This is a genomic window from Savagea serpentis, assembly GCF_015351395.1.
Taxonomy (GTDB): domain Bacteria; phylum Bacillota; class Bacilli; order Bacillales_A; family Planococcaceae; genus Savagea; species Savagea serpentis.
Map to the genome: position 1 here is coordinate 49,480 of NZ_JADKPV010000010.1, position 10,613 is coordinate 60,092.

12 protein-coding genes and 1 riboswitch are annotated in these 10,613 nt (G+C 34.2%); of the genes, 7 read left to right on the plus strand and 5 right to left on the minus strand.

The genetic code is table 11. From position 1 onward, the window contains the following. Positions 1-53: 53 nt before the first annotated feature. The 3 genes from IRY55_RS12900 to IRY55_RS13635 form a co-directional block, all read right to left on the minus strand. Positions 54-578 (minus strand): transposase, encoded by a 525-nt coding sequence (locus tag IRY55_RS12900; protein ID WP_194563741.1) that lies wholly within the window; start codon positions 576-578, stop codon positions 54-56. Further along, positions 514-735 (minus strand): hypothetical protein, encoded by a 222-nt coding sequence (locus IRY55_RS13630; protein WP_194563742.1) that lies wholly within the window; start codon positions 733-735, stop codon positions 514-516. The genes IRY55_RS12900 and IRY55_RS13630 overlap by 65 nt, the downstream gene beginning before the upstream one ends. 216 nt (positions 736-951) lie before the next feature. Continuing rightward, positions 952-1,272, minus strand: coding sequence for a transposase family protein (locus tag IRY55_RS13635; protein ID WP_194563743.1), 321 nt, complete (start codon positions 1,270-1,272; stop codon positions 952-954). 1,313 nt (positions 1,273-2,585) lie between these two features. Between IRY55_RS13635 and IRY55_RS12915 the strand changes: the two genes are divergently transcribed. The 3 genes from IRY55_RS12915 to IRY55_RS12925 all read left to right on the plus strand — a co-directional run bounded on the left by IRY55_RS12915 (position 2,586) and on the right by IRY55_RS12925 (position 4,117). Beyond that, positions 2,586-2,906, plus strand: a complete 321-nt coding sequence (locus tag IRY55_RS12915) for a hypothetical protein (protein ID WP_194563744.1) — start codon at positions 2,586-2,588, stop codon at positions 2,904-2,906. A gap of 65 nt (positions 2,907-2,971) precedes the next feature. Continuing rightward, positions 2,972-3,724: a hypothetical protein gene (locus tag IRY55_RS12920; protein ID WP_194563745.1), complete on the plus strand. Its 753-nt coding sequence runs from the start codon at positions 2,972-2,974 to the stop codon at positions 3,722-3,724. Between the two features lie 45 nt (positions 3,725-3,769). Next, positions 3,770-4,117, plus strand: a complete 348-nt coding sequence (locus IRY55_RS12925; protein ID WP_213086728.1) for a DUF3139 domain-containing protein — start codon at positions 3,770-3,772, stop codon at positions 4,115-4,117. Positions 4,118-4,716: 599 nt separating this feature from the next. Here IRY55_RS12925 and IRY55_RS12930 read toward each other — a convergent pair. Then, positions 4,717-5,322, minus strand: a complete 606-nt coding sequence (locus IRY55_RS12930) for a nitroreductase family protein (RefSeq protein ID WP_194563747.1) — start codon at positions 5,320-5,322, stop codon at positions 4,717-4,719. 3 nt (positions 5,323-5,325) lie between these two features. After that, on the minus strand, positions 5,326-6,498 hold the full coding sequence (locus tag IRY55_RS12935) for an MFS transporter (RefSeq protein ID WP_194563748.1): 1,173 nt from the start codon (positions 6,496-6,498) through the stop codon (positions 5,326-5,328). 116 nt (positions 6,499-6,614) lie between these two features. On the opposite strand from IRY55_RS12935, the gene IRY55_RS12940 reads away from it, so the two are divergent. The 4 genes from IRY55_RS12940 (at position 6,615) to IRY55_RS12955 (ending at position 10,305) form a co-directional block, all read left to right on the plus strand. Then, the gene (locus IRY55_RS12940) at positions 6,615-7,502 is read left to right on the plus strand and encodes a LysR substrate-binding domain-containing protein (RefSeq protein WP_194563749.1); all 888 of its coding nucleotides are present in this window, start codon (positions 6,615-6,617) and stop codon (positions 7,500-7,502) included. A 45-nt stretch (positions 7,503-7,547) separates the two neighbouring features. Continuing rightward, entirely contained in the window at positions 7,548-8,096 is a 549-nt protein-coding gene (locus tag IRY55_RS12945; protein WP_194563750.1) for a dihydrofolate reductase family protein, read from the plus strand. Beyond that, entirely contained in the window at positions 8,089-8,598 is a 510-nt protein-coding gene (locus IRY55_RS12950) for a MepB family protein (protein WP_194563751.1), read from the plus strand. The genes IRY55_RS12945 and IRY55_RS12950 overlap by 8 nt, the downstream gene beginning before the upstream one ends. 234 nt (positions 8,599-8,832) lie before the next feature. Beyond that, positions 8,833-8,934, plus strand: a riboswitch (purine riboswitch). A gap of 33 nt (positions 8,935-8,967) precedes the next feature. Continuing rightward, a complete protein-coding gene (locus IRY55_RS12955; RefSeq protein WP_194563752.1) occupies positions 8,968-10,305 on the plus strand; it encodes an NCS2 family permease in 1,338 nt (445 codons plus the stop codon). Positions 10,306-10,613: the final 308 nt, after the last annotated feature.

A 10,613-nucleotide genomic window follows, 5' to 3' on the forward strand; every position in this document is an offset into this window, starting at 1 on the left:
GAAAATAAAACTGGAGTGGTAAGGTGATTTGAAGATGTTTTCTGAATATAACTCTACATCCGATAGAGAATCCGTTTTTCTAACAATTTCAATCCTGCTCTTCCGTACATCATCCGTTTAATTGTTTTTAAACGATTGATCTGGCCTTCTAATCTGCCATTACTGTAAGGAGAAGAGAAAGAATGTTGAATTGCTTGGAGGTCACTGCGTATTCGCTGAGCATAGCGGTAAAAAGGGGAAGTGGTGTCTGAAAGTTGATCTTGTACCCATTTGGAAAACAGTTTTGCTGTAGAATCGTTGAGAGCATCATACAGCTGTTGAACACGTGACTTAAATGTCTGTAAAGGGGGAGCGAGAGAGATACAATGACGTAGTAGCTCATGTTCCTCTTCGAGGTACTCTTGTTGAGGTTTCCATAAAAGAGCAATAATCTTTCGTCTGGAAACAGAGAACGTTTGCAGAGTAGTAGCATTCCGTTTCCTTTTTTCCTCTCGAACGAGTCGTTTTACTGCATCATATCCTCCTGTATATCCTAACCGTTGAAGATGGCGATAAATGGCCTTCTTGTTCCCATTCAAGCGCTTGTGTGACGTATTCGTCGATTGCTTTTCTTCGCACTTGACGACTTGGCGACCAAGTATGTAAATGAATATATTTTTTGACAGTGCGGCGATCCAACTGGAATGTTCGAGCAAGTTGAGCAATCGTTTGCCCCTCTTTATAGGCAGTCTTCACCTGTTGAATAAGTCTTCGCTTTTGAGTTTGAGACGAGCGAACACTTCTTTTTCAGAACGAGTGAGAGATATTGCTAACGTTTCAGTGTTCATTTTATGAGGGCTAGACCAAGTAATCGTAGCAGGGAGAAGTGTAGCGATATAATCCGTGACTTGTTTCTTCGCATTTCGAATAAAGTGCCACCGGTCATATACTTGTTCGATGGCAAGGTTCGCTTTAGAAATAGCTTGTCGAAAAAGCGGTTTTTCGCAACACTTCTTCTACACGTTGAGTGCATCGTCTATGGGATTGAATGCCTTCTAGGCGTTCCGTAAAAATTCGAGTTGCACATCTTCTATTATCACAAAACCACTTACGTGTCAGAACCAGTAGTGAGACGCTTTTCTCATTGAATGGCACATCTTGAACGATACGTGTGTAACGACTATGAATACGAGAACTGACCGTAGCGCAAGTCGGACAATGAGTGAGAGTGTGAGTACTTTGAACAGTCAATTGAATGTGTTGATCTTCTGTTTGAATATGGAGCACTTCCATGAAAGTATTCGGAGCCGCCCCATGTTAGATGTTTCATCGCCAACACCTCTTTCTTTTTATTATACTGAACTCACATGACCTTTGTCACGTTCCCAAGTTTACATAAGAACCATTTTCTATTTGCCAAATACATTGTGTGGATAATTTTATGGAATAAAAGGAGCGTAACATGATGTTAAGTATAACGAATAATGCTAATTTTGATTTTACTCGATAGAAGTAGTATTGTTAAAAAATAATATAGTGGGACAGTGATACACTTTTTGGGACAAAGTACGCATCGCTTCAGCAAGTAATTTTGGAGTGACTTTCTTTTCAAACACTCGAAAAATTTTTCCTTCTGTTCCCTTGTATCGCTAATCTAAGGTATAAAGTTGGTTTTCTTGTGGTGTGAGATTAGAAAATATCATCCCTTTTCCTGGATTTGTTGCCTTTAGTTGTAAATATTGATTGTCTCATTTTTTAAAACACGTTTATAAAAGGCGTTAAATGCACAGCGAACTTGCAACTCGGTACGATGGAGTTCTATCATGTATTTCTTGAGTTAAAATGATTTGTAAGTTTAAAAATAGAGATATTTACAATATTTTTAGTGAAAGTTAGAAGTGGAATAAATCTAAAACAGGTTATTTTATGTATTATTTATTGCGGAAATTAACATATTTTTCTATTGGATTAATAAAGCAGATTAAAAGAGGATCAAGAATCTACTATAATGTTTGAATTATCCCTTGAATATACTACAGGGATGTAGTAAAATTACGTTAATTTAATTTCGAATATGTATTTAGTGTTTTAGGAGTGACAAAATTAAAATCTAATATGGTCGCTAGTAAGATTGAAAATTCAATTAGTGTTTGTAAATGTGAATAGTTGAGATAGATATTGAACAACTGACTTTATAGGAAGAAGTAAGGTTGGAAGTAGTTTTAGCTCAGCTAGACCGAGTGATTGTCATTATGTTGCTACGCATACTTGCCCAACAACTAAACAAAGTATTATTGCGAATGAATTATTTGAATGTTTGGATATGTAAGAGGGGATGAGAAGGATATTATTAACGGAGAAGCAACACTATCTATTTCAAGATTAACACGGAAGAACAATGAACTATGAATGGAAACAATACAAATCATCAATTGGAAAATATAACCAACAATAAAAAATAAATATAGAGTGATATTAAAATTAGGTCTACTTATTGGATTTCTTTAGCTAAGAATAGATTACGTATAAAATTTTCAAAGAGTATAAACTCGAAATATTCTATATGAAATAATCTAATAGATATTAAAACCAAAAGGAGATTATCTATGAATTTAATAAAAAAAGAAATTTTAACATTGTTATCACTATTATGTGCAATAGGTGTATTTTTAATGAGTAGTGCATTTCAAAGTATGGCATACTGGGGAAATGATTCTACTTGGTATTGGGTTGGAGTTGTTTTTACTTACTTTCTTGAATTGATAGGGATCGTTTTTTTAGTCTTTGCAATTAAGAGGAAAACAAGGGTAAACGGAGAATCAAAGTCTAGTTTGTTAATATTTGGGATTTTGACTTCTGTTACATTATTAATAGGTGGCTTTCTATGGACAACTTTTGTAATAATTGCCGGAATATCTGGAATTTGATTTATTATAGGGAATTAAAGGATATCGCATAAAAAATTCCAAATATTAAAAAGGGGGTATTTAGTGTGAAACATTTATTTAAAGTAATCAGTTTGTTAACTCTTGCACTAGTATTGTCAGTTACCATGTTCCAAAGTAGGATTCAAGCTTCTGATAAAAATGATTCATCTGACACAAATTTATCATTTGAGGAGTATAAAGGATATCAAGATGAAGGCATACTAGGAGATGATGTTACTTATGAAGAGTGGGTAAAATTAGTTAACACATCTAAAGAATTAGAAAATCTCCTTGAAGATTCTGCTGAATTTGAAGAAGTATATTCGTCCAACTCCGTAGAACCATTTAGTAGCTTTACCATGAAAAGAGGAGACGTAGTTATTACAAATGGTACGTCATCAGCAGGCATTGCAGGTCACGCTGGAATTGCTACCAGCAGTAGTTATATATTGCATATTGCTGGGAAAGGAAAAAAACCTGTTAAAATATCTCTATCAAACTGGCATGGAAAATATACAAACAAAACCAATTCATCATGGACAAAGGTATATAGACATAAGAATGCAACGAAGGCCAATGCTGCTGCAAAATGGACAGAAGACACTTATCTCAATTCAAATGCTGAATATAAAATAACTAGTGATCTTGCTAGCACAAATGTAACTTATTGTTCTAAATTAGTTTGGCAAGGATATTATTATGGTCCAAGTACTAAAGAGGCTAATGGACCAACGATAGGATATAGAATGCCTTACGATTTACCAAAAACTATTCACAATTTAAGTCATAAAAAGACCTATTTAAAGAATAGAAGATAATAAAATAATTCAGAGAAAACATTGAAACCTTAGAAGGTAATGATTATGATGATTTTATTTATATTTGCGATATCCTTTTTTTTGATTTTTTATTACCCTGTACAAAAAAAATTAGCATTTAAAAAATTTAATGAGTACTTGATAAAACAAGATACCAATAGAGATAATATCGAAAGTCTAAATGCCTTTAAAGATTATAAAATGGGTGGTTATCAACTCATTGTAAAATTTTATGATGATCCACATCATATGTATATTTATCATTACTATTTATGGACTCATAGAAAAAATGAATCTATACAATTTGATGAAATGTGTTTGAGTATTATAGATGAAGAAAACTCTGTAGAACTAGATCCACCGTATAATGATAATGTGAAATATAAACCGTAAGGAACAAGTAGTAATTTATTAAGTGTCCTAGGCTTATAATAATATAACTTTTGTTTTTGATAAATATTTCTCAAGAATTAATTACCCTATTCATCTGCATATTTTTCCAAAAATCACTTTAACTTTTCAGAAGAGCTTGTCCGCCTATATTAAACAGTACTACGTGGGATATCGTGTAGTTCAGCTATTTCTAAATCCAATTTTTTGAAAAAATAGTATCATAGGGTTGTCTTAGGCTTTTCTGCTGGCATAGTACGTATCGCTTCAGCAAGTAATTTTGGAGTGACTTTCTTTTTACCCACTTGAAAATTTTTCCTTCTAATCTCTCGTATTGTTATCTAAGGTATAAAATTGATTTTCTCATTTTTTAAAACACGTTTATAAAAGGCGTTAAATGCACAGCGAACTTGCCACTCGGTATGATTTGGTTCTATCGTGCACTTCCTCTCCCTTCGCAACTGCAAAGGTGGGTGATGATTTCCCCTTTCAACCTTCAACAATCTTTTTCAAAAACGCCAAAGTTTTCATGAAAAAGAAAGTCCGACTGCAGAAAAGATAAAGTTGGGAAAAAATAAAATATTATACTTTAATTAACTGATTTAATTTATGAAAACCTTTATTCTTAATTCATCTGGAATAAAATCTTTTTCATTCGGACGAGATTCCACTCCTCCAAAAGGCATTTGTGCTTTTAGAATCCAATATGTTGGTATATTCCATTCTTCTTTAACTTTACTATCGATTATTGGATTATAATGTTGCAACGATGCTCCCATATTCTCATGAGTAAGACTGCACCATACAGCAAATTGTGCAATGCCCGTTGATTGTTCTGCCCATCCAGAAAAATTTTCTGCATAACTAGGATACGATTTTTCGAAACTTTTAATAACATCGTCATTTTCGAAAAAAAGTATAGTTCCTATCCCTTTTCGAAAAGAATCAAGTTTTGAAATAGTACTAGCAAAGTTTTCCGGTGGAACAATTGAACGTAGCGTATCCTCGACAATATCCCACAATTGTAAATGATGATGATCATATAAAATAATTGCTCTCGATGTTTGAGAATGAAATGCTGATGGACTATGCTTCATTGCAAAATTTACTAGCTCATTAATCTCCTTTTTGGATAATGCAACATTATGGTTTAGTGAATAAATAGAACGTCTTCTTTTGATAACTTCATTAAATGATAAATTACTCATCGTTTATCCCTCGACTTTCACTAATGATTTATTTTCTTCATTAGATTTATTTTCCATTTTTAAAATAATCATCATCATCATACATATAATCGCTAACACTATAACTAACGCAGGGACATAGCTGTGAAATACATCTAAAGTATATCCGAACAGCAACGGTCCAAGAGCCCCCAAAGTGAAACCTCCAAATTGCATATGTGCTGACCATGAAGTAGCTTCTTCTATTGTATTTGCCTCTTCAATTGGAATAACCAATGCTAGGGGGAACAGTCCTCCCGCTCCGATACCTAAGAATATAGTAGCGATCCAGGGAGAGTAATATCCTAACAATAGCAAAATACCAATTAATTCTGAAATGCTACAGATTAATAGCCATAATTTTCTGTTTCCTGTTTTTACAACAATCAAAGGTATAAAAAAGCTAACAGGAATTTGAATAGCGGTGAACAAAGTAAGAATAAAACCTGATTGAGCTTGATTCATTCCCATAGATTGTACAAAGGGAGCTAACCATGCTGTTATAGAATAAAATATTGCAGCCATACACCCAAAGAAAGCCATAAATAAATAAACTCGTTGATTCGTGATCTTCAATGAAATATTTTTTGTTTTTGTATCCTTTATTTTTTCTGTAATTAAAATGGGGAGTAGTAACAATGCTCCTAATAAGGCTAAAATACTCCAGGAACTGAGTGCTATTTGCCAAGATTCGTTAAACCGATTGAGTAATGGTATTGTAAAACTCGCTGCAATAGATGCTCCGATTACCATAGCAACAGAATAAACGCTCGTAACACTTAAATTTTGGGGGAAGTGCTTTTTTATAAATCCTGAAATAAGTGGTCCAGCTATGCCGATCCCAACACCAGAAATTAAGGCTGTAATAATTAATTGCCAACTTTCAGAAACGAAACCTCGATATAGAGTTGCAATAAAAATTAATACTATCGCTATAAGTAATGACTTTTCAATCCCTAAACGATTGTTCATTTGAATTGAAAATAATGCAAATAGTCCCATACAAAAAACTGGTAGTGAAGTAAGTAAACTTGCTGTCACACTATTCATCTCTAAATCTATTTGTATTAAATCGAGCACAGGACCTAATGATGTAATGGATGGTCTTAGATTTAGTGAAAGAACAAAAATGACTAATATAAGATAGATAACTCGCATGTGATTCACTCCTTTCAATCATGCTAGTATTAATGTATAGTAAGACTAATGATAGAACAATACTATTTTTTCTATGGAAACTATAGTTTTTAACTATACAAAAAGGAGAGTATTTAATGGAACTTAGACAATTAAACTATTTTTTAGTGTTATGTAAGGAACTTCATTTTTCTGAAGCAGCTTTTAAACTTGGGATTTCTCAGCCTACATTAAGTCAACAGATTCGAGTGTTAGAGGATGAAGTCGGTGTGCCTTTATTTGATAGAATTGGAAAGAAAACAGTGAAAACGGAAGCTGGAAATATTTTAGAACGTTACACTTTAGAGATTTTTCGGTTACTTGACAGTGCTGAAGAAGCCATTTTTGATTTAACAAACTTGCATGCTGGAAATATACGTTTAGCCGTTCTACCATCTGATTTGGATTATCGCTTAACTCCTTTGTTAGTTGATTTTCATAAAGATTTTCCCAATACGAAAGTGCAGGTGATTCCATCAATTGATATTTTAAATATGGTGCTGAATAATGAAGTTGATATAGGTGTAGGATTAAGGATGGACCCTGATAATCGTTTATACCAAATTCCGTTCTATACAGAGACTTATAGTCTTTACGTCCATGAAAAACACAAATTAGCGAATAGAACCGTTATTTCAGCTAATGATTTAATAGATCTTCCTTTAGTTATGTATCCTAACGGATTTTATGGGCGTGAATTAATTGATGCATGGTGCAAAGAACAAGGTTTATCGATTACGCCAATTATGGAAACTGGATCAGCTACTTCCTTATTTCAACTTGTAAAAGATGGTGTAGGTGCAACAATTCAACCAAGTCAACTGATCGATAATTTTCAAACATTAGGAATTCGATCTATTAAAATTGAAAATTCACCTACCAGAAATTTAGAGATTTTTTATAGGAACAATAAGTATTTGAGTATAGCTACTAAGACATTTATGGATAGACTTGAAAAATTTTTTACACCCACTACACATCGCTAACCAAATTATATTTCAGAGAAAAATATTAGCAAGGGGGATAATTGAATGTTAAAACAAAAACGCAACTTAGTCTTGTTTATTTCTTCAAGTTTGGATGGATATATTGCAACAAAGGATGAATCGCTCGAGTGGTTATTCGAAGTTGATGGTGAAGGAGATAATGGATTTACCGAGTTTTATGAAACAGTAGATACAGTTTTGATGGGGAGAACAACTTACGATTGGATTATGAAACAAGATGTAAAAGAGTTTCCTTATCGAGACAAGGATTCCTATGTCTTTACACGAACTGCTACTGCAGACAATGAAAATGTAAAGTTTATTACGCATAATGTCGTTGAATTTGTACAGGATTTGAAAGCTCGAGAAGGGAAAAACATTTGGATTGTCGGAGGAGGCGAATTATTACATACTTTTATACAAGGAAAAATAGTCGATGAATTTATCATTACACTCGCTCCGAAAATCATCGGAAGTGGAATACCTCTCTTTAAAGAAGACGATAATCAACTAAATCTTTCATTAAAAGGGATAAAACAATGGAATCAGTTTGTCGAATTGCATTATGAATGTAAGGAGGGGACCGATGAATGATTTTAATAAAGTTTTAGCTCAACTTAAAAAATATGTTTATGAGCCGTGTGATTTATCTGTAGAGTCTATTCAAGCTGAACAACAAAATGCTAAATACGGTGCTTGCATCTTTAGGATAGGCTCAAAGACGATTCGTTTTAGAGTATCCAATAGAACACCTACTAAAATAGGACAGTTTGTGGCCTTTTGGGAAAAAGATGAAAATCATAAAAACCAGCCTTACTCTTACAGAGAAGCACCTGACTTATTGGTAATTACTAGCTTTAAAAACGAATCTGAATTTGGGCAATTTATCTTTCCAAAGCAAGTTCTTTTGCATGAGATATTTAAAACGCCTACAACTAAAGGTAAAATGGCGATCAGAGTTTATCCAAGTTGGGATATACCTATAAGTAAGCAAGCGATTAAAACGCAAGAATGGCAGTTGCCTTATTTTGTTAACTTAAGCTCACTTGATAAATTAACTAAAGAGAAAGTCATCAAACTTTACACCGCGTCTTAAGAGGAAATTCACTTAATTTAACCTAATGAAAAGCCTTCTGCAAAATAGATATTATAAGCTGATGAGTCGGCTATAAATACGGTATGCTTGCTTATTTATATGTTGAAAGTGGGGAGGAAGTAATTTAATAAGCTCTTGTCGGCTTTTCTACAGATAAATAAGACGAATATTTTTTGAGTGTTTTTGTTAAACGTTCGGAAATTGTATTGTTTTTCAAAGGAAAAGGCGGTATATTGAATGTATTAAATAGCGCATCGTATAAATTTGAGAATATGGCTCAAACGTTTCTACTGAAGTTCCGTAAAAACTTCAACTACGATCCAATAAAACCTTAGATTGTACTGTGCGAACAAAAGGAAGGTTACTCAGTTGAAAAACTATTTCGAATTCGAAAAGTTAGGTACGAATTACCGAAGAGAAATCATCGGAGGATTGACGACGTTTTTAGCGATGGCGTATATTTTAGCGGTCAATCCAGGCATGCTCTCATTAGAAGGTGTTCCAGATATTCCTGACGCTATGCGCATGGATAAAGGGGCAGTATTTACTGCGACAGCATTAGCAGCGGCAATCGGTTCTATATTAATGGGACTGTTAGCGCGCTATCCAATTGGACTCGCTCCGGGTATGGGATTGAACGCATTCTTCGCATTTTCTGTCGTATTAGGCTTAGGAATTCCGTGGCAAACCGCATTAACAGGAGTTTTATTCTCAGGAATCATTTTCATTATTTTATCATTAACAGGACTTAGAGAATTTATTATTAACTCGATTCCAGAACAATTGAAATTAGCAGTTGGAGCAGGAATCGGTTTGTTTATTACATTTTTAGGTTTGCAAAATGCGAACATCATCGTAGGAAATCCGAATACGCTCGTTGCATTGGGTGATTTAACGAGTGCGCCTGTTTTACTCGCAGTGTTCGGTCTCGTCATCAGTGTTATTATGATGGTTCGTAAAATTAACGGGGCTATCTTTTACGGAATGATTATTACGATGATTGTAGGAATTGCGACATCAGTCATCGCGAAGCCGACAGCGATCGTCTCAAAAGTTCCAGATATTTCACCAACATTTGGTGCGGCATTTGAACCGCTCATGAATGACCCAGCTTCTTTAATGACGACATCATTCGTCGTTGTGGTGATTACATTTTTATTCGTTGACTTTTTCGATACAGCAGGAACACTCGTTGCTGTAGCGACACAAGCCGGATTAATGAAGGGCGATAAATTACCGCGTGCAGGAAAAGCTTTATTGTCAGACTCTGTTGCGACAGTATCAGGGGCAATTTTAGGAACATCGACAACGACATCTTTTGTTGAATCAACAGCTGGAGTTGCAGCAGGTGCAAGAACGGGGTTTGCATCGATTGTGACAGGTTTTCTTTTTATACTTGCTTTATTTTTCTCGCCAATTTTAATGGCGGTAACACCTGAAGTAACAGCACCTGCTTTAATTATTGTTGGTGCGTTAATGGTAAAAACATTAGGAGATGTGAAGTGGAATGAGTTTGAAATTGCAGTCCCAGCATTTTTAACGATGATTGCTATGCCGCTCACATATAGTATCGCAACCGGAATTGCGATTGGATTTGTTTTCTATCCAATTACGATGACAATGGCAGGGCGTCGTAAAGAAATTCATCCGATTATGTACGTGTTATTTGTATTGTTTATTGCGTACTTTGCATTTTTGGCAGATTGATTTAAAGGCATGAATGCTCCACAAACGTAAACTTTGTTAATGGAAGTTTAGGATTGTGGAGCATTTTTGTTTTTTTGTAAATGAAAAATAGTCGGCTATATAATAGGAAGAGAAAAAGAAAAGAGAAAAACTTTGTAAAAACCCTTTACAAAATATTAATAACTTGTTATAGTTATAAAGCAGTCGAGAGAGACAGCACATGAACATTGAAAACTGAACAGTAACTTGTTGATGAAATAAACCGTTTCTTTATTCAACCCCGTTGGATATCGAAACAAAAATTTTGGACATCTATAAAAGATGCCAGC

Excerpts from the sequence above, each read along its gene's own strand:
- IRY55_RS13635 (WP_194563743.1), bottom strand. The coding sequence starts at position 1,272 with ATGGAAGTGCTCCATATTCAAACAGAAGATCAACACATTCAATTGACT.
- IRY55_RS12945 (WP_194563750.1), top strand. The coding sequence starts at position 7,548 with ATGTTAAAACAAAAACGCAACTTAGTCTTGTTTATTTCTTCAAGTTTG.
- IRY55_RS12915 (WP_194563744.1), top strand. The coding sequence starts at position 2,586 with ATGAATTTAATAAAAAAAGAAATTTTAACATTGTTATCACTATTATGT.
- IRY55_RS12940 (WP_194563749.1), top strand. The coding sequence starts at position 6,615 with ATGGAACTTAGACAATTAAACTATTTTTTAGTGTTATGTAAGGAACTT.
- IRY55_RS12925 (WP_213086728.1), top strand. The coding sequence starts at position 3,770 with ATGATGATTTTATTTATATTTGCGATATCCTTTTTTTTGATTTTTTAT.
- IRY55_RS12930 (WP_194563747.1), bottom strand. The coding sequence starts at position 5,322 with ATGAGTAATTTATCATTTAATGAAGTTATCAAAAGAAGACGTTCTATT.
- IRY55_RS12935 (WP_194563748.1), bottom strand. The coding sequence starts at position 6,498 with ATGCGAGTTATCTATCTTATATTAGTCATTTTTGTTCTTTCACTAAAT.
- IRY55_RS12950 (WP_194563751.1), top strand. The coding sequence starts at position 8,089 with ATGAATGATTTTAATAAAGTTTTAGCTCAACTTAAAAAATATGTTTAT.